Genomic DNA, 21386 nt, shown 5'->3' on the forward strand with positions numbered 1-21386 from the left:
CGCTCGGGAGGACGTCATGAAGCATCGCGGCAGACACCGCCGCCGCCGCAGAGGCAGAGCGCTGCGCGCCACGCTGGCCGGTACGGCCCTGGCGCTCACCGCGGCAGCCACCATGATCAGCACCTCGCAGGCCACCGACGCCGACGACCCCGGCGCGCTGAAGCCGCTCGCCGCGGCCGCCGGCACCGCGGCGCTGCGGCTGACCGAACACCCCGTGCCGGGCGCCGAACTGCACCGTCTCACCGCGTCGATGGGTCCCGCCGTGGGCGTGGGCGCCGTCCTCGCCGACCCGGACGGGGCCCTGGAGGACGCCGACGACTGCACGGACGACGACCGGCGGGCGCTGCCCGTCGAACCGGCCGTGACGACGGCGTACTGCTGGCCGGAGCGGGACACCGACGGCTGGCGGGCCGGCGCGGTCACCACGTCCGGGGACGCCGACGAGGACGGCCGATGGGGCGCACACCGGGTGGTCCTGTCCGGCTGGACGCGCAACTCGGGCACGCCCGCCGAGCAAGGGCTCGCCCGCATCGCCTTCGTGGCCGCCGACGACGACCGGACGCCGCGCTACACCTGGGCGCTGCTCGCGGTGCCGGTGGACGGCGGGCGGGACTTCCGCGGGCTGGGCTCCGACGTGTCCGGCATGGTCTGGTACCAGGACAAGCTGCTCGTCACGGCGGGCCGGGGCGAGCGCGGCGCGCTGTACGTGTACGACCTGGACCTGGTGCAGCGGGCCACCGTGGACGCCGAGACCGTGGGGCGGGTGCCCGGCGGCTGGTCGGCGGCGGGCGCGCGGTACGTGCTCCCGGCGGTCGCCTCCTACGCGACGGCGGGCGCGGACGCGCCGCGGCCCGGTGGGATCGCCCTGGACCGCAGCACCGCGCCCGACAGCCTGGTGGTGCACGAGGCGACGGCCCCGGACGAGGACGGCCCGACCCGGCTGTGGCGGTACGCGTTCGGTCCGCGCCCGGGGTACGGCCCGCTGCTGCGGACGGATCCGGTCGAGGCGTACGAGACGAAGCTGACGCAGGTCCGCGGGGTGCTGACGCACCGGTCCGACTGGTACGTCAGCCGTGCCACGGGTGCGCCGGAGGAGCGCGGCACGCTGTGGCGGCAGGACACGAAGGGCGCCAGCCCGGTGCGCTGCGGGGCGGACGAGACGTACCGCTGCTGGAGCGGCCCCGCGACGTCCCTGTCGTACTGGCAGGCGACCGGGGACGTGTGGTCGCAGTCGGGGCGGATGCTGTTCGCGCTGCCGCTGGCGGCGGTCGACGAGGCGCTGGAGCGGTAGCGGACCCTCCGGTGTCCGGCCTGTGGTCAGGCGTTCGACACGGATGTGCGGCGGATGGTTGTCTTTCGGACATGACGACCCTCTCCGTGACCACCTGGTCCCTGGAGCAGACCGCGCCCACCGATCTCCGTCCGGCCGCCGTGCCGGAGGGGGACGTGCGGGTGGTCCGCTCCGAGGTGCCTTCGCCCGAGTTCAGCCGGTTCCTGTACGCCTCGGTGGGCGGCGACGTCCGCTGGACCGACCGGCTGGGCTGGTCGTACGCGCGGTGGCAGGAGCATCTGGAGCGGCCCGGCGTGGAGACGTGGGTCGCCCACGACCGGGGCACACCGGCCGGCTACGTGGAGCTGGAGGTCCAGGAGGAGGGGGTCGTGGAGATCCTCTACTTCGGTCTGCTGCCCGCCTTCCGCGGCCGGCGCATCGGCGGTCATCTGCTGTCGTACGGGGTGGCGCGCGCCTGGGACCTGGCCGACCGGTGGCCGGGAGTGAAGCCGACCACGCGGGTGTGGCTGCACACCTGCAGCAAGGACGGTGAGCACGCCATGGACAACTATCTGCGGCGGGGTTTCCGGCTGTTCGACACCAAGGTGGAGGACGAGCCGGAGCTGGCCACGCCCGGCCCGTGGCCGGGGGCCTACTCCGCCTGAGCGGCTCCGGCAAGACTGCTTGCGCCGCATGTGACCAAGGACACCCTTGTCTCGCACACTGGGACAAGGGTGTCCACATCTCGGATAACGGTGGACTGCCTCCAGATCGCCGTGCCAGGCTTCCGTCATGCCTGGAACTGGAATCGCCTTGGTGAGTCGGCGGCACGTCGACCTCGGCCGCATGTCCAGCGCCATCTGTCCGGCGCGCTGAGAGCACCCAGCAGCGCCCGACACCCCTCTCCCCTCCTTTGCTGCGCAAGGACGCGCACGACTCTGCCCGCGTGCGCGTATACGCAGGTCAGAGCCGCTCCCCCGGCATGCGCCCCACGCCGAGAGACCATCCACCGCTGTCCCGAAGGACGTATCAACCATGGCCGCCACCCCGCAGAAGCCTGCCGCCGCGCAGAAGCCTGCCTCCGCGACCCCCCGCCGCAAGGCGAGCCGTCACCGCGGAGAGGGACAGTGGGCGGCGGGGCACTTCACCCCGCTCAACGGCAACGAGCAGTTCAAGAAGGACGACGACGGTCTCAATGTGCGGACACGCATTGAGACGATCTACTCCAAGCGGGGTTTCGACTCGATCGACCCCAACGACCTGCGCGGCCGCATGCGGTGGTGGGGCCTCTACACCCAGCGCAAGCCCGGCATCGACGGCGGCAAGACCGCGGTCCTGGAGCCGGAGGAGCTGGACGACGAGTACTTCATGCTGCGGGTGCGCATCGACGGCGGCGCTCTGACGACCCAGCAGCTGCGGGTGGTCGGTGAGATCTCGCAGGAGTTCGCGCGCGGCACCGCGGACATCACGGACCGGCAGAACGTCCAGTACCACTGGATCCGTATCGAGGACGTGCCCGAGATCTGGAACCGCCTGGAGGGCGTGGGCCTGTCCACGGTCACCGCCTGCGGTGACACGCCCCGAGTGATGATCGGCTCCCCCGTCGCGGGCATCGCCGAGGACGAGATCATCGACGGCACTCCGGCGCTGGAGGAGATGAAGCGCCGCGTCCTGGGCAACAAGGCGTACTCGAACCTGCCCCGCAAGTTCAAAACGGCCATCTCCGGCTCGCCGGTGCTCGACGTGGTGCACGAGATCAACGACGTGGCGTTCGTCGGGGTCCACCACCCCGAGCACGGGCCCGGCTTCGACCTCTGGGTCGGCGGCGGCCTGTCCACCAACCCCAAGCTGGGCGTGCGGCTCGGGGCCTGGGTGCCGCTCGAGGACGTGCCCGACGTGTACGAGGGCGTGCTGTCCATCTTCCGCGACCACGGCTACCGCCGGCTGCGCAACCGCGCCCGGCTGAAGTTCCTGGTCGCCGACTGGGGCGCGGAGAAGTTCCGTCGGGTGCTGGAGGACGAGTACCTGAAGCGGAGGCTGACCGACGGTCCGGCGCCCGCCGAGCCGGTGTCGCGCTGGCGCGACCACATCGGGGTGCACCGTCAGAAGGACGGCCGCTTCTACGTCGGCTTCGCGCCGCGCGTCGGCCGGGTCGACGGCACCACCCTCACCAAGATCGCGGACGTCGCGGAGGCGCACGGCTCGGGCCGGGTGCGCACCACCGTCGAACAGAAGATGATCATCCTCGACATCGAGGAGTCCCAGGTCGAGTCCCTGGTGGAGTCCCTGGAGGCGCTGGACCTCAGCGCCCGCCCCTCGCCGTTCCGGCGCGGCACCATGGCCTGCACCGGCATCGAGTTCTGCAAGCTCGCCATCGTCGAGACCAAGGCGCGCGGCGCCTCGCTGATCGACGAACTCGAGCGCCGCATGCCGGAGTTCGACGAGCCGATCACCATCAACCTCAACGGCTGCCCGAACGCCTGCGCCCGTATCCAGGTCGCGGACATCGGCCTCAAGGGCCAGCTCGTGCTGAACGACAGGGGCGAGCAGGTCGAGGGCTACCAGGTCCACCTGGGCGGCGCGCTCGGCCTGGAGGCCGGGTTCGGCCGCAAGGTGCGCGGTCTGAAGGTCACCGCGGACGAGCTCCCGGACTACATCGAGCGGGTGCTCAAGCGTTTCGAAGCGGAGCGCGAGGACGACGAGCGGTTCGCGTCCTGGGTCACCCGCGCCTCCGAGGAGGCCCTGTCGTGAGCGAGCGTGCGGCGCCGTTCCACTGCCCGTACTGCGGCGACGAGGACCTTCGCCCCAACGAGGAGGGGCACGGCGCCTGGGAGTGCGCGGCCTGCAACCGCGCCTTCCGGCTGAAGTTCCTCGGGCTGCTGGCCCGGGGTCTGGACCGATCCGACACGGGAGGGGACCCGGCATGACGGCCGTTCCGGACGAGCGCGACACCGTCGAGTTGCGGGAACTGGCAGAGCAGGCGGGCCGGGACCTCGAGGGAGCCTCCGCGCCGGAGATCCTCCGGTGGGCGGCCGGCACGTTCGGCAAGCGCTTCTGCGTGACCTCCTCCATGGAGGACGCGGTCGTCGCCCACCTCGCCTCCCGGGCGCTGCCCGGGGTGGACGTGGTGTTCCTCGACACCGGCTACCACTTCCCCGAGACCATCGGCACCCGGGACGCCGTGGAGGCCGTGCTGGACGTCAACGTCATCACGCTCACCCCCCGGCAGTCGGTCGCCGAGCAGGACGCCGAGTACGGCCCGAGGCTCCACGACCGCGACCCCGACCTGTGCTGCAGGCTCCGCAAGGTGCGGCCGCTGGAGGAGGGCCTGAAGGACTACCTGGCCTGGGCGACCGGCCTGCGCCGCGACGAGTCCCCGACCCGGGCGAACACCCCGGTCGTCGGCTGGGACGAGAAGCGGCGGAAGGTGAAGATCTCCCCCATCGCCCGGTGGACCCAGGACGACGTGGACGCCTACGTCGCCGAGCACGGCGTCCTCACCAACCCGCTCCTCCAGGACGGTTACGCCTCCGTGGGGTGCGCGCCCTGCACCCGCCGCGTGCTGGAGGGCGAGGACGTCCGCGCCGGCCGCTGGGCGGGCCGCGCAAAGACCGAGTGCGGGCTGCACGGCTGACCGCCATGACAGCGCCTTCGACGAAACAGGAGAACCACGTGACGACCGGAGCCACCGTCTGGCTCACGGGTCTGCCGAGTGCGGGCAAGACCACCATCGCGCACGAACTCGCCGCCCGGCTGCGCGAACAGGGCCGGCCGGCCGAGGTGCTCGACGGCGACGAGATCCGCGAGTTCCTCTCGGCGGGCCTCGGTTTCAGCCGCGAGGACCGGCACACCAACGTGCAGCGCATCGGCTTCGTCGCCGAACTGCTCGCCCGCAACGGCGTGCTGGCGCTCGTCCCGGTGATCGCCCCGTACGCCGACAGCCGCGAGGCCGTCCGTGCCCGCCACGAGGCGAACGGCACTCCGTACGTGGAGGTGCACGTGGCGACGCCGGTGGAGGTGTGCTCCGTCCGTGACGTGAAGGGGCTGTACGCCAAGCAGGCGGCGGGTGAGCTGTCCGGGCTCACCGGCGTCGACGACCCGTACGAGGAGCCCGAGAAACCCGATCTGCGCATCGAGTCGCAGCACCAGACCGTGCAGGAGTCCGCGGCGGCCGTTCACGCCGTGCTCAGCGAAAGGGGACTCCTGTGAGCGACGCATGCGCGGCCACTCAGCCGCAGACGACTACGAAGGCCGCACCTCTGCGCCGCGCAGGCGGAGATGGGGGTGCCCCCGGACGGAGTCTGGGGGAGAACGAAAGGGGCGCAGCATGACGACCGTCGCCACTGTCGAGGAAGGTACGGACAGCCCGTACGCCCTCTCCCACCTGGACGCCCTCGAGTCGGAGGCCGTGCACATCTTCCGTGAGGTGGCGGGTGAGTTCGAGAAGCCGGTGATCCTGTTCTCCGGCGGCAAGGACTCCATCGTGATGCTGCACCTGGCGCTGAAGGCGTTCGCGCCCGCGCCGGTGCCGTTCGCGCTGCTGCACGTGGACACCGGGCACAACTTCCCCGAGGTCCTCGACTACCGCGACCGCACGGTCGCCGAGCACGGGCTGCGGCTGCACGTCGCCTCCGTGCAGGACTACATCGACCGCGGCGTCCTCAAGGAGCGCCCCGACGGCACCCGCAACCCGCTGCAGACGGTCCCCCTCACGGACACCATCCGCGAGGAGCGCTTCGACGCGGTGTTCGGCGGCGGCCGGCGTGACGAGGAGAAGGCCCGCGCCAAGGAGCGGGTGTTCTCGCTGCGCGACGAGTTCTCCCAGTGGGACCCGCGCCGCCAGCGCCCCGAGCTGTGGAACCTGTACAACGGCCGGCACGCCCCCGGCGAGCACGTGCGCGTGTTCCCGCTGTCCAACTGGACCGAGCTGGACGTGTGGCAGTACATCGCCCGCGAGAACATCGAACTGCCCGAGATCTACTACGCGCACGAGCGCGAGGTGTTCAAGCGAAGCGGGATGTGGCTGACCGCGGGCGAGTGGGGCGGTCCCAAGGACGGCGAGACGGTGGAGAAGCGCCTGGTGCGCTACCGCACCGTCGGCGACATGTCCTGCACCGGCGCGGTCGACTCCGACGCCGACACCGTCGAGAAGGTGATCACGGAGATCGCCGCGTCCCGGCTCACCGAACGCGGCGCCACCCGGGCCGACGACAAGATGTCCGAGGCCGCGATGGAAGACCGCAAGCGCGAGGGGTACTTCTAAGCATGAGCACGATCACGACCGAGGAGCTCTCGGCCACCACCCTGCTGCGGTTCGCCACCGCCGGCTCCGTCGACGACGGCAAGTCCACCCTCGTCGGCCGGCTGCTGCACGACTCCAAGTCGGTGCTCGCCGACCAGCTGGAGGCGGTGGAGCGCGCCTCCGCCGGCCGCGGCCAGGAGGCCCCCGACCTCGCGCTGCTCACCGACGGTCTGCGCGCCGAGCGGGAGCAGGGCATCACGATCGACGTGGCGTACCGTTACTTCGCCACGCCCCGGCGGCGTTTCATCCTCGCGGACACCCCCGGCCATGTGCAGTACACGCGGAACATGGTCACCGGCGCCTCCACCGCCGAGCTGACGGTCATCCTGGTCGACGCCCGCAACGGCGTGGTCGAGCAGACCCGCCGGCACGCGGCGATCGCCGCGCTGCTGCGGGTGCCGCACGTGGTGCTCGCCGTGAACAAGATGGACCTGGTCGGCTACGAGGAGCCGGTGTTCGCGCGGATCGCCGAGGAGTTCACCGCCTACGCCACCGAGCTGGGCGTGCCCGAGGTGACCGCGATCCCGATCTCGGCGCTGGTCGGCGACAACGTGGTGGACCCGTCCGCGAACATGGACTGGTACGGCGGCCCCACGGTGCTCGAGCACCTGGAGACCGTGCCGGTCAGCCACGACCTGACCCGCTGCCACGCCCGGCTGCCCGTGCAGTACGTGATCCGGCCGCAGAGCCCCGAGCTCCCCGACTACCGCGGTTACGCCGGGCAGATCGCCGCCGGCACCTTCCGCGTCGGCGACGAGATCACCGTGCTGCCCTCGGGCCGCTCGACCACGATCACCGGCATCGACCTGCTGGGCAAACCGGTCGACGTCGCCTGGACGCCGCAGTCGGTGACGCTGCTCCTCGCCGACGACATCGACATCTCCCGGGGCGACCTGATCGTCCCCGCGAAGGACGCCCCGGCCACCACGCAGGACCTGGAGGCGACCGTCTGCCACGTCGCCGACGAGCCCCTGACGGTCGGCCACCGCGTCCTGATCAAGCACGGCACCCGCACGGTCAAGGCGATCGTCAAGGACATCCCGTCCCGGCTCACCCTGGACGACCTGTCCCTGCACCCGCACCCGGGCCGGCTCACCGCCAACGACATCGGCCGCGTCACCATCCGCACCGCCGAACCGCTGCCCGCCGACACCTACGCCGACTCCCGCCGCACAGGATCGTTCATCCTGGTCGACCCCAACGACGGGACCACGCTGACCGCCGGCATGGTCGGTGAGTCCTTCGCCTCGCCCGACCCGGTCGACGACGGGGCGGACGACGACGGGTGGGACTTCTGACCGTCCGCCGGCCTCCCGCCGCCTCCTCACCGCCCTGAACCCGCCGACGGCCCGGCCGCGAGACCACCGCGCGACCGCCGGACCGCCACCGAGAGGACCGTTCCCCTTGCCTGCCACGACCGCCCTGCGCCGCGCCCTCGCGGTGACGGCCATGCTGCCGTTGACGGCCCTGGCCGCCTGCGGTTACGGGTCGCAGGCCAAGGAAACGGGCACCTCGCAGGTCGCCTCAGGTGCGAAGACCGACGGTCTGGACGCCGTCCGGATCGGCTACTTCGGCAACCTCACCCACGGCACCGCCCTGGTCGGCGCCGAGAAGGGGTTCTTCCAGAAGGAACTCAAGGGCACCGAGGCGAAGTACGCGGTCTTCAACGCGGGTCCGTCGGCGATCGAGGCGCTCAACTCCGGTTCCCTGGACGTCGCCTACCTCGGCCCGTCCCCCGCGGTGAACGGCTGGACCAAGGCGGACGGCAAGAACCTGCGCATCGTGGGCGGCTCGGCGTCCGGCGGGGTGAAGCTGGTCGTGAACCCCGACGAGGTGAAGTCCCTCGCGGACGTCGAAGGGAAGCGGATCGCGACCCCGCAGCTCGGCAACACCCAGGACGTGGCGTTCCTCGACTGGGCCGCCGAGCAGGGCTGGAAGGTCGACCCGCAGAGCGGCAAGGGCGACGTCACCGTCGTCCGCAGCGACAACAAGGTCACCCCGGACGCGTTCAGGTCCGGCTCGGTGGACGGGGCCTGGGTGCCGGAACCGACCGCGTCGCGGCTGGTCGCGCAGGGCGGCAAGGTGCTGCTGGACGAGTCGGCGCTGTGGCCGGACGGCAAGTTCGTGATCACCAACATCGCCGTCCGCCAGGAGTTCCTCGACAAGCACCCCAAGGCCGTGGAAGCCGTGCTGCGGGCGTCCGTCGAGTCCAACCGGTGGATCAACGCCCACCCCGAGGAGGCCAAGGAGGCCGCCAACGCGCGGCTCGCGGCCGACACCGGCAAGCCGCTGCCCGCCGACGTGCTCGACCCGGCCTGGAAGTCGATCACGTTCCTGGACGACCCGCTCGCCGCCACCCTCAGGACCCAGGCCGGCCACGCCGTCGAGGCGGGCCTGCTGGAACAGCCGGACCTGAAGGGCATCTACGACCTGTCCCTGCTCCGCAAGGTCCTCCGGGCGGCCGGCCGGCCCGCCGTCGACGACGCCGGACTCGGCGTCACCTGAACCGGATCACGCACGCTTCCCAGGAGGTGACGACCATGGCAACGACCCTCGCCAAGGCCGCCGACGGCACGCAGTCGGCCACGCACGCGGCCCGTATCGAGCACGTCTCGAAGTCCTTCGCCGGCCCCGCCGGGCAGCAGCTCGTACTGGACGACATCAGCCTCGACGTCGCCCCCGGCGAGTTCGTCACCCTCCTCGGCGCCTCCGGCTGCGGCAAGTCCACCCTGCTCAACCTCGTCGCCGGCCTCGACCGGCCCACCGCCGGCGCCATCACCACCGACGGCCGCCCCGCCCTGATGTTCCAGGAGCACGCCCTGTTCCCCTGGCTCACCGCCGGCAAGAACATCGAACTCGCCCTGAAACTGCGCGGCACCCCGAAGAACGAGCGCCGCGAGCGCGCCGAGCGGCTGCTGGAGCTGGTCCGCCTGGGCGGCGCCCACGGCAAGCGGGTGCACGAGCTGTCCGGCGGCATGCGCCAGCGCGTGGCGCTCGCCCGAGCCCTGGCGCAGGAGAGCCGGCTGCTGCTGATGGACGAGCCGTTCGCCGCGCTCGACGCCATCACCCGCGACGTCCTCCACGACGAACTCACCCGCATCTGGCGCGAGACCGGCCTGTCCGTCCTCTTCGTCACCCACAACGTCCGCGAGGCCGTCCGCCTCGCCCAGCGCGTCGTCCTGCTGTCCTCCCGCCCCGGCCGCATCGCCCGGCAGTGGACCGTGGACATCCCGCACCCGCGTCGTATCGAGGACACGGCCGTGGCCGAGCTGTCCGTCGAGATCACCGAGCAGCTCCGTGGGGAGATCCGCCGACATGGCCAGCACTGACACCACCCTCAAGGACTCCGGGGACCTCGCCGGACTCGAAGCGGGCCTGGACGCGCTGGAGACGGTGCAGACCGTCCGCAAGCCGCTGCGGCACACCTTCACGCAGAAGGTGCTCCCGCCGCTCGTCGCCGTCGCGCTCGTGCTGGCCGTGTGGCAGTCGCTGATCACCTTCAAGGTCGTCGACGACCCCACGAAGCTGCCCGCGCCCGCCGACGTCTGGGCCGTGCTGGAGAAGTCATGGCTCCAGGGCGAACTCCTCGGCTACATCTGGACCTCCGTCTCCCGCGGCCTGTTCGGCTTCTGCCTCGCCCTGCTCATCGCCACGCCCCTCGGCCTCCTCCTTGCCCGCGTCAGGCTGATCCGGGCGGCGATCGGCCCCATCCTGTCCGGCCTGCAGTCCCTGCCCTCGGTCGCCTGGGTCCCGCCCGCCGTCATCTGGCTCGGCCTGAACAACCAGATGATGTACGCGGTCATCCTGCTCGGCGCGGTGCCGTCCATCGCCAACGGACTGCTCTCCGGCGTCGACCAGGTCCCGCCGCTGTTCCAGCGCGCGGGACGCACCCTCGGCGCCACCGGCATCAAGGGCACCTGGCACATCACCCTGCCCGCCGCCCTCCCCGGCTACGTCGCCGGCCTCAAGCAGGGCTGGGCCTTCTCCTGGCGCTCCCTCATGGCCGCCGAGATCATCGCGTCCTTCCCCGACCTCGGCGTCGGCCTCGGTCAGCTCCTGGAGAACGGCCGCAACGCCAGCGACATGGCCATGGTCTTCGAGGCGATCCTGCTGATCCTCACCGTCGGCATCGCCATCGACCTGCTGATCTTCAGCCCTCTCGAACGCCGGGTCCTGCGCACCCGCGGACTCCTGGTGAAGAGCTGAGGTGCCGGTGATGCGTCGTCCCGTCCTGCTCGTCGTCGCCCACGGCAGCCGCGATCCGCGGCACGCCGCGACCGTCCACGACCTGGTGCGCCGGGTGCGTGCGCAGCGGCCCGGGCTGCGGGTGGAGACCGGCTTCCTGGACTTCAACGTGCCGTCCGTCGGCGCGGTGCTCGAGTCCCTGGACGCGGAGGGGGTGCGTGACGTGGTCGCGCTGCCGCTCCTGCTCACCCGGGCCTTCCACGCCAAGGCGGACATCCCCGCGGTGCTGTCCGAGGCGCCCCCGCGGCTGCGGATCCGCCAGGCGGACGTGCTGGGCCCGTCCAAGCTGCTGCTGGCGGCCCTGGAGCGCCGCGTGTACGAGGCGGGCCTGACGCCCGCCGACAAGTCCTCGACCGGGGTCGTGCTGGCCTCGGCGGGGTCCTCCGACCCGGAGGCGATCGCAGTGATCGCAGACGTCGCGCGGGAATGGCGGCACACCGGTTGGTGCGCCGTGCGGCCTGCGTTCGCCTCCGCATCCCTTCCCCGCACCGAGGACGCGGTGCGGGAACTGCGGGAGCTCGGCTGCGCCCGCGTGGCCGTCGCCCCGTACGTCCTGGCCCCGGGCCGCCTCCCGGACCGCATCGTCCGCGGCGCGTCCGGGGCGGACGTCCTGGCCGACGTCCTGGGCGCGGCCCCCGAGGTCGCACAGGTCCTCCTGGACCGCTACGACGCGGCCCGGACACCGCTGCTGACGGCTCTGGGGGCCTGAGCCTCAGCCGGCCGTCATCTCCACCAGCTTGCGCACCGTGTTCCAGTTGCGGCTCGTCGCCACGACGCCCCTGTTCAGGCGGGGCTTCGACAGATGCTCGGCGAGCTTGGAGCGGCCGAGGCCGTCGGGGACGTACAGGTACAGGCAGCGGTCGCCGAACCGGAAGTCCTCCGGGACGTACGTCTCGCGGCCGATCTCCGCGAACCGGTCCTCGGTGACGGGTGCGGAGAAGTAGGTGACGTGGAGCTGCTTCGGCTCCAGGTCGGCGGCCGGGAAGGGGCAGGCGTCGACCACGCCCTTCAGGTAGGCGTGGCCGCGGACGATCACGTCCACGTCGAAGCCGAAGCGGCCGGCGACGGCCCCGGACAGGTCGGCGGCCAGCGACCCCTCGTCGCCGTGGTCCGCGGTGAACGCGGCCTGGCCGCTCTGCAGATAGGTGCGCACGTCCTCGTGGCCGAGGCTCTCGAGCAGGGTGCGCAGCTCGGCCATCGGGACCTTCTTGCCGCCGCCCACGTTGATGCCGCGCAGCAGCGCCGCGTATCTCGTCGCCATGGCCCCGACTGTAGTGCGGCCGTCGTGCCCCGTGGGGGTGGGCACGACGGCCGGGGCCCGCGCGGCGGGCCCCGCAACTCTGACCGACGGGCAGCTCCCGGAGCAACCTGAACACACTGCTGTGACTTATTCAACAAGGTTGCGGAACTGCTGACCGGATCCTGCCCCTCCGCCGCTCGACCCTGATCCGCCGTGCCTGTGTCCCGGACACGTGTAGGGGGCCACGGTCCTCCCCAGTGGGGAGGCGGGCCGCGCCGTCGGGATGAGCCGGAGCCCGCAGGCTTCACCGGGCAGCACGACGAGACGCGCTCACGCCGCCCATACCGTCGAAACGTCAGGTGGCGGCAGGGGGTCGCCGCCGCGGACGAGGGAGCGAACCCGTCATGGGGAACGGAGACGCGCGGGTACGGGGGCTCGCCGCCCGCGCCGGCGGCTGGAGCGCGCGGCACCGCTGGGCGGCCGTCGCCATCTGGGTGCTGTTCGTGGTGGTGGCGATGGGGCTCGGCTCGGCGGCGGGCCGGGTCGACGTCGAGGACAGTGAACAGATCAAGGGGGAGACCAGCACCGCGGCCCGCATCGTCGAGGAGGCCGGAATCGAGGAGCCGGCCTCGGAGACCGTGCTCGTCCAGGCGAAGGACGACGGCCTCACGTCCACGGACGGGGAGTTCCGGTCGGCGGTCGCCGCGGTCATGACGGCCGTGGAGCGGACCGGCGAGGTCACGGACATCACCTCGCCGTACGACAGCGGCACGGTCTCGAAGGACGGGCGCAGCGCGCTGGTCCAGTTCGACGTGCGGGGCGACCCGCAGACGGCCGGTGAGCGGATCGTGCCGGTCCTGGAGGCGGTCGCGGACGTCCAGAAGGAGCACGACGGGCTGCGGATCGAGGAGATCGGCGGCGCCAGCATGATGAAGACGTTCGACGACGCGTTCGGCGACGACTTCAAGAAGGCCGAGTACTCCGCGGTGCCGGTGGCCCTGGGCATCCTGCTGATCGCGTTCGGCGCGCTGGTGGCGGCGCTGCTTCCGGTGGCGCTGGCGATCACCGCGATCGTGGCGACCATGGGCCTGATGGGGCTGGTGAGCCATCTCCAGCCGATGAGCGACACCGCCAACTCGGTGATGCTGCTGGTGGGTCTGGCCGTCGGCGTCGACTACTGCCTGTTCTACCTGCGCCGCGAGCGGGAGGAGCGGGCGGCCGGACGGGACGCGCAGACCGCGCTGCGGATCGCCGCCGCGACCAGCGGCCGGGCGATCGTCGTCTCCGGTGTCACGGTGTGCGTGGCGATGGCGGGCATGCTGTTCACGGGGATCGCCGAGTTCGAGGCGATGGGCCTGGCCTCCCTGATGGTGGTGGCCGTCGCGATGGTCGGCTCCGTGACGGTGCTGCCGGCGCTGCTGTCGCTGCTGGGCGAGCGGGTCGAGAAGGGCAGGGTGCCGTTCCTGCGGCGGCGGACGAGCGGCCGCAACGACAGCCGGTTCTGGTCGGCGGTCCTGAAGCGGGTGCTGGCCCGGCCGGTGCTGTCGGTGGTCGTGGCGACCGGTGCGCTGCTCGCGGTGGCCGCGCCCGCGCTCGGCATGAAGACCGAGAACCTCACGCTGGACCAGGAGTTCGGCGACTCGCTGCCGATCGTGCAGACGTACAACCGGGTCAACGAGGCGTTCCCGGGCGGCTCGGAGCCGGCCGAGGTGGTCGTCAGGGCGGACGACATCAACGCGCCCGAGGTGAAGGCGGCTCTCGCCGACTTCCGTGAGCAGGCGGTCGGTTCGGGCGCCTCGCGCGGCCCGGTCGAGATCAAGCTGCACGACCAGCAGAACCTGGCGTTCGTCTACGTGCCGCTGGTGGGCGGCTCCGACCAGGACGCGGCGGCCGCCAGCCTGGAGAAGCTGCGCGACGAGGTGCGGCCGGCGACGCTCGGCAAGGTCGACGGGGTCGAGGCGCCGATCACCGGCCAGGTGGCGGGCAACAAGGACTTCAACGACCAGCTGGTCGGGTCGGTGGTCCCGGTGTTCGCGTTCGTGGTGGTGTTCGCCTTCCTGCTGATGCTGCTGTCGTTCCGCTCGCTGACGGTCGCGGTCACCTCGATCCTGCTGAACCTGCTGTCGGTGGGCGCCGCGTACGGCATCCTCGTGGCGGTCTTCCAGCACGGCTGGGGCGCGTCCCTGGTGGGCGCGGAGGGCGTGGGCGCCATCATCACCTGGCTGCCGCTGTTCCTCTTCGTGATCCTTTTCGGCCTGTCGATGGACTACCACGTGTTCGTGGTGTCCCGGATCCGTGAGGCGCGGGCGCGGGGCCTGGAGACGCGGGACGCGATCCGGCACGGGGTGGTCACCACGGCCGGCGTGGTCACCAGCGCCGCGGTCATCATGGTCGCCGTGTTCGCGATCTTCGGGACGCTGTCCATGCAGTCCATGAAGCAGATGGGCGTGGGCCTGGCGGCGGCGGTGCTGATCGACGCGACGGTCATCCGGGGCGTGCTGCTCCCGGCGGTGATGGCGCTGCTGGGCGAGCGCAACTGGTACTTCCCGAAGTGGCTGCACCGGCTGCCCGACCTCACGCACGGCGAGGCGCCGGCGGCGGTCACGCCGGGGACGCGGGACGACGAGGACGAAAAGGTGCCGGCCTGACCGGCACGGTCACCACCGACCAGGGCCCGGCGGCTGCCAACGCCGGGCCCTGCCCATGTCGTGATGCCGTGCGGCCGGGACAGTGCGGTCGGGTCAGTGCCGTCGGGACCGTGCTGCCGGGTCCACGACGGCCGACATGAGCCGCCGGGACCGTCCCGGAGGCCAGGCGCCGCCGGATCCGGGCCGTCGCGCCCGGCCTGACAGCCGTGAGCCGCGGACGGCGAGCCGTCGGGCCGCGCCGGCGATCACATGGCTCAGGCGCGGTCCGGCAGTTCCGCCTCGATCAGGTCGGCCGCCCTCCGCGTGCCGCCCTCCTTCGCCATCTCCTCCTGGATGTCCATCAGCCGGCGGGCGACCTCCGGGTCACCGACGAGGGCGAGGGCCTCGGTGCGCAGTGCCTCCGGGGTCGCCTCCTGGGTGGGCAGGTGGCGGGCCACGCCGAGCGACTGGAGCATGTCCGCGTTGCCGAACTGGTCCACGGCCTGCGGCACGGCGATCATCGGGGTGGCCGTGGCCAGGCCCTCCTGGCTGCCGCCCGCACCCGCGTGGGTGACGAACAGGTCGGCCTGCTTGAGGATCGCGAGCTGCGGCACCCAGGACCGCACCTCGACGTTCGGCGGTACGTCGCCGAGCTCGGCCGGGTCGACGTGCCTGCCGATCTGCAGCACCAGGTGCCAGCCGGGCAGGCCGGCGAACGCCTCCACGCACGCCCGGTAGAAGGCCGGCTGCTTGGTGAAGGACGAGCCGAGCGACACCAGGACGACCTTCTCCGCCCCGGCAGGCCGCTGCCAGTCGCCCTCGGCGCCGCGGTCGCCCTGGCAGGCGCCCACGAAGGAGTGCACGCGCTCGTCCACCCGGTCGGCGTTCGGCTGGAGCGCCTTCGGGATCAGCACGATGGAGCGGTCCGGGCGGCCCCCGAAGTCTTCGGGACTCAGGGTGATCCCGTTCTCCTCCAGCCACGCACGGAAGCGGGCCCGGTACGCCTTGCCGCGTTCGGTCCTGTTGGGCTCCTCCCACATCGGCTCGGCGACCTCCTTCTCGTAGCCCTCCCAGGCGACGAGGTTCGGCGACAGGGAGATCGCGGGGACGCCCCAGCGGTGGGCGAGCACGCGGGCCGGGTAGGAGGTGATGTCGTGCAGCACGAGGTCGGGGGTGTCGCCCTCGTACGCCTCGATGAGCTGAGGAAGCGCCTGCACGGCATCCGCCAGGAACGGCTCGACGTTGTCGAGGAGGGTGGTGCCCCAGGCCTCGGGGTCGTCGTCGGGACCGGGCAGGGTGGAGTTCCACAGCTTGGGCTCGGCGCCGGTCGCGGCGACCTTGTCGGCGAAGAGCGGCGGGATCGCGTACGTCACCCGGTGCCCGCGCGCCACCAGCTCCCGGATCACCTCGAGGCTTGGGTTCACGTGCCCGTGGGCGGCGACGGAGAACATGGCGATGTGTGCGGGAGCGGTCATGGGACGACCTTAAACGAGACGAGACGTCTCGTACAACTGAAATCGTCACGCCCCGCTCACCGCTGGTACCGGGCCAGCACCAGGTTGCCGTCCTCCTCCAGTCGCTCCCGCAGCTCACCGAGGCCGATCGCCCCGCTGTAGTACTCCTGGAGCGCCGGGGTGGCGACCTTGTCCTTCCACTCCGGGTAGCCCCGCACGGACTGCGCGGGGGCCGGGCGGAGGTGGGACGCCAGGGCCGTGCCGATGGACCAGCCGTGTTCCGGGGTGCGCAGGGTCGGGTCGGCGAGGGCCTCACGGCCGGTGGGCAGCATCCAGTCCCCGAGCGCCAGACGCACCATGTTCCGCGGCTGGAGCAGGAAGTCCAGGAAGGCGACGGCCTCCTTCTTGTGCGGGCAGTCCTCGGCGACGGACAGCGTCTGCGGGCTGACGCCCTGGGCGAGCCCGCCGGCTCCGGCGGGTGCGGGCAGCACCTGCCACTCGAAGCCCTCCGGCGCCTGCTGGACGATCTGCTGACGGTACGAGAAGCCGAGCGGCACCATCGCGTACTTGCCGGCGAACAGGCCGGGCAGGGTGTCGGAGCCGCCGCTGCCGAGGGTGGTGGACGAGGCGCTGCGGTCGGTGTTCACCTGCTCGTGGATGGTGCGCGGGACGACCTCGTCCCCCTCCTCGAACCGCACGGTGACCTTCCCGTCGGCGTCGCGGTGGAAGAGCCGGCCGCCCGCGGAGAGGGACAGGTTGAGCGTCGCGGACACCGGCTCCCTGAGGGGCCAGGCCACACCGTAGCGGCCGTCGCCGGACAGCTCCTTCGTCACCCGGCGGAACTCGGCCCAGCTCCACGGGTGTTCGGGGGTGGGGACGCGGACGCCGGACTCCCTCAGGCGGGCGGCGTCGGCGATGAGGACGCGCGGCTCCTGGAGGAACGGCACGCCGTAGACGCCGTCGTCGAAGGTGACGGACCGCCAGGACAGTTCCGGGATGTCGGAGGTGAGCCGCTCGGGCAGCAGGTCCGTGAGGTCGGCGAGGTGGCCGCCGTACGCGAAGTCGGCGAGGTCGTCGGAGGCGTCGTGGACGATGTCGGGGGCCTCGCCGCCCTCGAAGGAGGTGAGGAGCTGGTCGTGGACGCTGTCCCAGCTGCCCTGGACGTACTCCACGCGGATGTCGGGGTGGAGGGCGTTCCACTCGTCGACGAGTTCCCTGGTGGCCTCGACCGACTCCTGCTGCCAGGCCAGGGACTGGAAGCGAAGGGTGACCCGGCCGTCGTCGCGGGTGCCGCCGGAGGAGCAGCCCGCGAGGAGCAGACCCAGGGCGATCGCCCCGACGAGCATCCTGACGCGTGTCATGGGGGACATCAGCCCTTCACCGCCCCGGCGAGGAGGGAGCCGGTGATGCGGCGCTGGATGAGCGCGAACACCAGCAGGGACGGAAGCGTGGCGAGGAACGCGGCGGCGGCCAGCGGGCCGAGGTCGGCGACGCCTTCGGCGCCGATGAAGCGGGTGAGGAGCACCGGCAGCGTCTGCTGCTCCGGCGTCTTCAGCAGCACGAGGGCGAAGAAGAACTCGTTCCACGCGGTGACGAACGCGAACAGGGCGGTCGCCGCGATGCCCGGCGCGAGCAGCGGCACGGTCACCGACACCAGGGTGCGCAGCCGTCCCGCGCCGTCCACGGCCGCCGCCTCCTCCAGCTCGGCCGGCACGGCGCGGACGTAGCCGGTGAGCATCCACAGGGCGAAGGGCAGCGACCAGACGACGTAGACCAGTACCAGGCCGGGCAGCGAATCGATCAGCCGCAGGTTCTTCAGCACCAGGAACAGCGGGATGATCAGCAGCACGAACGGGAAGGCCTGGCTGACGACCACCCAGCCGGTCGCCGCCCGCGCCAGGGCGGAGCGGTGGCGGGCCATGACGTACGCCATGGGGGTGGCCACGGCGACCGCGACGAGGGCGGCGGAGGACGCCGTGAGCAGGGAGTTGAGGGCGGCGCGCAGCAGCGGCTGCTCGTCGAAGGCCTGACGGAAGTTGTCGAGGGTCGGGTTCCGCGGGATCCAGGTGGGGTGCAGCCCGGCCAGCTCGGTGGCCGGCTTGAACGCGGTGGACGCCAGCCAGACGAACGGGAAGGCCAGGAAGACCAGGTACGCGAGCAGCGCAGCGTACTGGCCGGCGCGGGCGGCGGGGCGGGTTCTCACCGCTCGTCACCTCCCCTCAGCCGGCCCACGAGGAACACGGCGAGCAGCACCGAGATCACGGCGACCATCACACAGCCCATGGCGGCCGCATAGCCGAACTGTCCGTACCGGAAGGCCTCTTCGTAGGCGAACAGCATGGGCAGGCGGGTGCGTCCGCCGGGGCCGCCGCTGGTGAGCACGTAGACCAGGGCGAAGGAGTTGAAGTTCCAGATGAGGTTGAGCGCCGTGATGGCGAGGGCGACGGGCCGCAGCGCGGGCCAGGTGACCGTGCGGAAGCGGCGCCAGGCGCCGGCGCCGTCCACGGCCGCGGCCTCGTGCAGTTCCCGCGGGGTGTTCTGGAGCCCGGCGAGGAGCGCCACCGTGGTCTGCGGCATGCCCGCCCACACGCCGACGACGATCACCGCGGGCAGGGCGGTGGCGAGTCCGCTCAGCCAGTCCCGGTCGCCGCCGAACCCGAGGTCGCGCAGCGTCTCGTTGAGGATGCCGGCGTCCGGGTTGTAGGTGAGGCGCCACATGATGCCGACAACCACCTCGGGCATCGCCCAGGGCACGATCGCCAGGGCGCGGGCCGCCCAGCGCAGCCGCAGATCCTGGTTGAGCAGCAGGGCGAGGCCGAGCGCCAGCAGTAACTGCGGGACCGTCACGCCGACCGCCCACACCAGCCCGATGCGGAACGACTCCCAGAACAGGGTGTCCTGGAGCAGGTCCTGGAAGTTCAGCGTGCCGATCCAGCGGGTCGGCTCGGTACGGCCGGACTGGGCGTCGGTGAAGGCCAGCAGGATCCCGTGGAGCAGCGGGCCGACGCTGAGCACCAGGATCGGGATCAGCGCGGGCAGCACCAGGAACCACGGGCCGTGATCGACGGCAGGCCGCCCGGGGCGGCCCGGATCGGGCGCGCGGGGCTCGGACCTCCTCGCCTCGGTCACCGACGTCACGGCATCAGCCCCTTTGCACGTGGGGGGTGGGCCCGGTCATGGTCGTGAACGCGACAGCGCACGTCAAGGGGCCGCGCACACCGCCCGACCTGTGCGAATGCGAGACTGACCGGCGAACGGCCGGACGGAGGCGCCCGGCGGGGCCCGGGACGGACACGGAGGCGGAAGCGATGGACGAGGCGCGGGCGCGGGAGGTTCTGGAGGCCGCGGGGGTTCTGCCCGCGGGTGCTGGGGACGTGCGGCTGCTGGCGCTCGGTGAGAACGCGGTGTTCGCCGCCGGGGACCTGGCGGTGAAGGTGGGCCGGGACGCGGAGCTGCTGGAGCGGGCCCGCCGGGAACTGGCCGTCGCCGGATGGCTGGCCGAGCAGGGCGTGCCCGCCGTGCGTCCCGCCGTGTCCGAGGCGCTGCTGGTCGAGGGGCACCCGGTGACCGTGTGGCACCGGCTGCCCGCCCCGGTGCGGCCCACCGAGCCGAGGGACCTGGCCGTGCTGCTGCGGCAGGTGCACGCGCTGCCCCCGCCGTCCTTCGCCCTGCCGCCCCGCGCGCTGCTGGACGGTGTCGAGCGCTGGCTGCGGCTCGCGGGCGACGCGGTCGATCCGGAGGACGCGGCGTATCTGCGCGCACGGCGCGACGGTTTCGCGTCGGCCGCCGCCGCGCTGACGCCCCGGCTGCCGCGCGGGCCGGTCCACGGCGACGCGCTGCCGCGCAACGTGCACGTCGGGCCGGACGGTCCGGTGCTGATCGACCTGGAGACCTTCTCCTCCGACCTGCGCGAGCACGACCTGGTGGTGATGGCCCTCTCCCACGACCGCTACGGCCTTCCCGACGAGGCCTACGCCTCCTTCACCGAGACCTACGGCTGGGACGTGCGCGAGTGGGAGGGGTGTTCGGTGCTGCGCGGTGCGCGGGAGACCGCCAGCTGCGCCTGGGTCGCCCAGCACGCCCCGGGCAACCCCAAGGCGCTGGCCGAGTTCCGCCGCCGGGTGGCGTCCCTGCGGGACGGTGACGAGACGGTGCGCTGGTACCCGTTCTGAGGCGGTCCGGCCACCCTCTGGGCCCTCGCCCGGCTCGTCCCGGCGTCGCGGGGCCCGGCACGCGCTCCCCCACTGTCCGCCGCCCTCCTTCGCCTTCCGGCCGCACGCACCGGACCCCGTCCGGTGCGGCCGAAGACGCATGGCGTTTCGCGGGCGGCCCGATCCTGACGGACGTCGCGCGGCCGGGGCGCGCTTCGCCGCGGCGGCGTGGGCCGGCCGCGAGCCCGGGCGGCGCGCCGCCCGTCCGGGGTGGACAGCCGCCGGCCGACCAGGGCCCGGGGTCATCAGACCACGGTGCCGGCGACCACCCTGGGTGAGCCCGGGGCTAGACCGGCTCCTCCGCCGGCTCGCGCAGCGGCCATGTGCCGTCGACGAGGGCGGCCGGGTCGCCCTTGCGGCGCAGGAAGTCCTGGAAGTCCGCCGCCCAGGCCGCGTACCACTCGATCTGACGGCGGTGCAGCTCCGCCGGGCCGAGGGACGCGACCTTAGGGTGGCGGTCGGCTATCGCGCAGGCCAGGCGGGCGGCGGCGACGGCGTCGGCCGTCGCGTCGTGCGCCGTGTCGAGGCGGACGCCGTACTCCGCGCAGACCGCTTCCAGCGTGCGCTTGCCCCGGCGGTAGCGGTCGACGGCACGGTCGACGGTGTACGGGTCGATCACCGGGCCCGGGTCGGCGCCGCCCAGACGGTCGCGCAGCGACGGCAGTCCGTACCGCCGCAGCTCGGCGGAGAGCAGGCTCAGGTCGAACGAGGCGTTGTAGGCGACGACCGGGACGCCGCTCTGCCAGTAGGCGGCCAGGACGCCGGCAATGGCGTCGGCCACCTGGTCGGCGGGGCGGCCCTCGGCGGCGGCGCGCTCGTCGCTGATGCCGTGGACCGCGACCGCGTCGGCGGGGATCGGCACACCCGGGTCGGCCAGCCACTCCCGGCGTCCCAGCGTCTCCCCCGCGCGGAGCTCGATCACGGCTCCCGTGACGATCCGCGCCTCTCGCGGATCCGTCCCCGTCGTCTCCAGGTCGAAGCCGATCAGCAGCTCCCGGTGCCAGCCCATGGGCTGCCCCCCTTCTGTGCGGTGCGTT

The 21386-nt window shown here is 72.4% G+C and carries 21 protein-coding genes; 15 read left to right on the forward strand and 6 right to left on the reverse strand.

All coding sequences use genetic code 11. The features are described 5' to 3' along the window. The first annotated feature begins 16 nt into the window (after nucleotides 1-16). The 13 genes from ACF1AG_RS07085 (at nucleotide 17) to ACF1AG_RS07145 (ending at nucleotide 11526) form a co-directional block, all read left to right on the forward strand. Nucleotides 17-1291, forward strand: coding sequence for a hypothetical protein (locus ACF1AG_RS07085; RefSeq protein ID WP_387795401.1), 1275 nt, complete (start codon nucleotides 17-19; stop codon nucleotides 1289-1291). A gap of 71 nt (nucleotides 1292-1362) precedes the next feature. Next, entirely contained in the window at nucleotides 1363-1935 is a 573-nt protein-coding gene (locus ACF1AG_RS07090) for a GNAT family N-acetyltransferase (protein ID WP_391809429.1), read from the forward strand. Between the two features lie 127 nt (nucleotides 1936-2062). After that, nucleotides 2063-2146 carry a putative leader peptide gene (locus ACF1AG_RS07095; protein WP_310887545.1) on the forward strand — a complete coding sequence of 28 codons (84 nt, stop codon included), beginning with the start codon at nucleotides 2063-2065 and terminating at the stop codon, nucleotides 2144-2146. Between the two features lie 159 nt (nucleotides 2147-2305). After that, entirely contained in the window at nucleotides 2306-4021 is a 1716-nt protein-coding gene (locus ACF1AG_RS07100; protein ID WP_391809430.1) for a nitrite/sulfite reductase, read from the forward strand. Next, nucleotides 4018-4197, forward strand: coding sequence for a hypothetical protein (locus tag ACF1AG_RS07105; RefSeq protein ID WP_359601328.1), 180 nt, complete (start codon nucleotides 4018-4020; stop codon nucleotides 4195-4197). Before ACF1AG_RS07100 ends, ACF1AG_RS07105 begins: the two co-directional genes overlap by 4 nt. Next, nucleotides 4194-4904 carry a phosphoadenylyl-sulfate reductase gene (locus ACF1AG_RS07110; protein ID WP_391809431.1) on the forward strand — a complete coding sequence of 237 codons (711 nt, stop codon included), beginning with the start codon at nucleotides 4194-4196 and terminating at the stop codon, nucleotides 4902-4904. Before ACF1AG_RS07105 ends, ACF1AG_RS07110 begins: the two co-directional genes overlap by 4 nt. Nucleotides 4905-4909: 5 nt before the next feature. Beyond that, entirely contained in the window at nucleotides 4910-5479 is a 570-nt protein-coding gene (gene cysC / locus ACF1AG_RS07115) for an adenylyl-sulfate kinase (RefSeq protein ID WP_387795405.1), read from the forward strand. A 118-nt stretch (nucleotides 5480-5597) separates the two neighbouring features. Next, complete coding sequence (cysD, locus tag ACF1AG_RS07120) at nucleotides 5598-6533, forward strand: sulfate adenylyltransferase subunit CysD (protein WP_359601325.1); 936 nt, start codon at nucleotides 5598-5600, stop codon at nucleotides 6531-6533. Between the two features lie 2 nt (nucleotides 6534-6535). Further along, nucleotides 6536-7870, forward strand: a complete 1335-nt coding sequence (locus ACF1AG_RS07125; protein ID WP_359601324.1) for a GTP-binding protein — start codon at nucleotides 6536-6538, stop codon at nucleotides 7868-7870. A 106-nt stretch (nucleotides 7871-7976) separates the two neighbouring features. Next, a complete protein-coding gene (locus ACF1AG_RS07130; RefSeq protein WP_387795408.1) occupies nucleotides 7977-9077 on the forward strand; it encodes an ABC transporter substrate-binding protein in 1101 nt (366 codons plus the stop codon). Between the two features lie 35 nt (nucleotides 9078-9112). After that, nucleotides 9113-9901, forward strand: a complete 789-nt coding sequence (locus ACF1AG_RS07135) for an ABC transporter ATP-binding protein (protein ID WP_359601322.1) — start codon at nucleotides 9113-9115, stop codon at nucleotides 9899-9901. Beyond that, nucleotides 9888-10778 (forward strand): ABC transporter permease, encoded by an 891-nt coding sequence (locus ACF1AG_RS07140; RefSeq protein WP_359601321.1) that lies wholly within the window; start codon nucleotides 9888-9890, stop codon nucleotides 10776-10778. Before ACF1AG_RS07135 ends, ACF1AG_RS07140 begins: the two co-directional genes overlap by 14 nt. A 10-nt stretch (nucleotides 10779-10788) precedes the next feature. Beyond that, a complete protein-coding gene (locus ACF1AG_RS07145) occupies nucleotides 10789-11526 on the forward strand; it encodes a sirohydrochlorin chelatase (RefSeq protein ID WP_391809432.1) in 738 nt (245 codons plus the stop codon). A 3-nt stretch (nucleotides 11527-11529) separates the two neighbouring features. On the opposite strand, the gene ACF1AG_RS07150 is transcribed toward ACF1AG_RS07145, so the two are convergent. Further along, nucleotides 11530-12078 (reverse strand): DUF1697 domain-containing protein, encoded by a 549-nt coding sequence (locus ACF1AG_RS07150; protein WP_391809433.1) that lies wholly within the window; start codon nucleotides 12076-12078, stop codon nucleotides 11530-11532. Between the two features lie 383 nt (nucleotides 12079-12461). Between ACF1AG_RS07150 and ACF1AG_RS07155 the strand changes: the two genes are divergently transcribed. Further along, the gene (locus tag ACF1AG_RS07155; RefSeq protein ID WP_391809434.1) at nucleotides 12462-14705 is read left to right on the forward strand and encodes an MMPL family transporter; all 2244 of its coding nucleotides are present in this window, start codon (nucleotides 12462-12464) and stop codon (nucleotides 14703-14705) included. 254 nt (nucleotides 14706-14959) lie between these two features. Here ACF1AG_RS07155 and mgt read toward each other — a convergent pair whose 3' ends face one another. The 4 genes from mgt to ACF1AG_RS07175 are packed head-to-tail and all read right to left on the reverse strand — an operon-like array spanning nucleotide 14960 to nucleotide 19276. Beyond that, nucleotides 14960-16159 (reverse strand): macrolide-inactivating glycosyltransferase, encoded by a 1200-nt coding sequence (gene mgt, locus ACF1AG_RS07160; RefSeq protein ID WP_359604317.1) that lies wholly within the window; start codon nucleotides 16157-16159, stop codon nucleotides 14960-14962. A 56-nt stretch (nucleotides 16160-16215) separates the two neighbouring features. Then, complete coding sequence (locus ACF1AG_RS07165; protein WP_391809435.1) at nucleotides 16216-17499, reverse strand: ABC transporter substrate-binding protein; 1284 nt, start codon at nucleotides 17497-17499, stop codon at nucleotides 16216-16218. 8 nt (nucleotides 17500-17507) lie between these two features. Then, nucleotides 17508-18341 (reverse strand): carbohydrate ABC transporter permease, encoded by an 834-nt coding sequence (locus ACF1AG_RS07170; RefSeq protein WP_387795416.1) that lies wholly within the window; start codon nucleotides 18339-18341, stop codon nucleotides 17508-17510. Next, nucleotides 18338-19276 (reverse strand): carbohydrate ABC transporter permease, encoded by a 939-nt coding sequence (locus ACF1AG_RS07175; RefSeq protein WP_387795418.1) that lies wholly within the window; start codon nucleotides 19274-19276, stop codon nucleotides 18338-18340. Before ACF1AG_RS07175 ends, ACF1AG_RS07170 begins: the two co-directional genes overlap by 4 nt. A gap of 170 nt (nucleotides 19277-19446) precedes the next feature. Here ACF1AG_RS07175 and ACF1AG_RS07180 point away from each other — a divergent pair, with 170 nt between their 5' ends. Further along, on the forward strand, nucleotides 19447-20310 hold the full coding sequence (locus ACF1AG_RS07180; RefSeq protein ID WP_359604325.1) for an aminoglycoside phosphotransferase family protein: 864 nt from the start codon (nucleotides 19447-19449) through the stop codon (nucleotides 20308-20310). A 325-nt stretch (nucleotides 20311-20635) separates the two neighbouring features. Here ACF1AG_RS07180 and ACF1AG_RS07185 read toward each other — a convergent pair whose 3' ends face one another. Next, nucleotides 20636-21358, reverse strand: coding sequence for a 3'-5' exonuclease (locus tag ACF1AG_RS07185; protein WP_359604327.1), 723 nt, complete (start codon nucleotides 21356-21358; stop codon nucleotides 20636-20638). Nucleotides 21359-21386: the final 28 nt, after the last annotated feature.

This window comes from Streptomyces sp. NPDC014764 (assembly GCF_043082785.1).
Classification (GTDB): Bacteria; Actinomycetota; Actinomycetes; order Streptomycetales; family Streptomycetaceae; genus Streptomyces; species Streptomyces althioticus.

Excerpts from the sequence above, each read along its gene's own strand:
- ACF1AG_RS07085 (WP_387795401.1), top strand. The coding sequence starts at position 17 with ATGAAGCATCGCGGCAGACACCGCCGCCGCCGCAGAGGCAGAGCGCTG.
- ACF1AG_RS07090 (WP_391809429.1), top strand. The coding sequence starts at position 1,363 with ATGACGACCCTCTCCGTGACCACCTGGTCCCTGGAGCAGACCGCGCCC.
- ACF1AG_RS07095 (WP_310887545.1), top strand. The coding sequence starts at position 2,063 with ATGCCTGGAACTGGAATCGCCTTGGTGAGTCGGCGGCACGTCGACCTC.
- ACF1AG_RS07100 (WP_391809430.1), top strand. The coding sequence starts at position 2,306 with ATGGCCGCCACCCCGCAGAAGCCTGCCGCCGCGCAGAAGCCTGCCTCC.
- ACF1AG_RS07110 (WP_391809431.1), top strand. The coding sequence starts at position 4,194 with ATGACGGCCGTTCCGGACGAGCGCGACACCGTCGAGTTGCGGGAACTG.
- cysC (WP_387795405.1), top strand. The coding sequence starts at position 4,910 with ATGACAGCGCCTTCGACGAAACAGGAGAACCACGTGACGACCGGAGCC.
- cysD (WP_359601325.1), top strand. The coding sequence starts at position 5,598 with ATGACGACCGTCGCCACTGTCGAGGAAGGTACGGACAGCCCGTACGCC.
- ACF1AG_RS07125 (WP_359601324.1), top strand. The coding sequence starts at position 6,536 with ATGAGCACGATCACGACCGAGGAGCTCTCGGCCACCACCCTGCTGCGG.
- ACF1AG_RS07135 (WP_359601322.1), top strand. The coding sequence starts at position 9,113 with ATGGCAACGACCCTCGCCAAGGCCGCCGACGGCACGCAGTCGGCCACG.
- ACF1AG_RS07140 (WP_359601321.1), top strand. The coding sequence starts at position 9,888 with ATGGCCAGCACTGACACCACCCTCAAGGACTCCGGGGACCTCGCCGGA.
- ACF1AG_RS07145 (WP_391809432.1), top strand. The coding sequence starts at position 10,789 with ATGCGTCGTCCCGTCCTGCTCGTCGTCGCCCACGGCAGCCGCGATCCG.
- ACF1AG_RS07150 (WP_391809433.1), bottom strand. The coding sequence starts at position 12,078 with ATGGCGACGAGATACGCGGCGCTGCTGCGCGGCATCAACGTGGGCGGC.
- ACF1AG_RS07155 (WP_391809434.1), top strand. The coding sequence starts at position 12,462 with ATGGGGAACGGAGACGCGCGGGTACGGGGGCTCGCCGCCCGCGCCGGC.
- mgt (WP_359604317.1), bottom strand. The coding sequence starts at position 16,159 with ATGACCGCTCCCGCACACATCGCCATGTTCTCCGTCGCCGCCCACGGG.
- ACF1AG_RS07165 (WP_391809435.1), bottom strand. The coding sequence starts at position 17,499 with ATGACACGCGTCAGGATGCTCGTCGGGGCGATCGCCCTGGGTCTGCTC.
- ACF1AG_RS07180 (WP_359604325.1), top strand. The coding sequence starts at position 19,447 with ATGGACGAGGCGCGGGCGCGGGAGGTTCTGGAGGCCGCGGGGGTTCTG.
- ACF1AG_RS07185 (WP_359604327.1), bottom strand. The coding sequence starts at position 21,358 with ATGGGCTGGCACCGGGAGCTGCTGATCGGCTTCGACCTGGAGACGACG.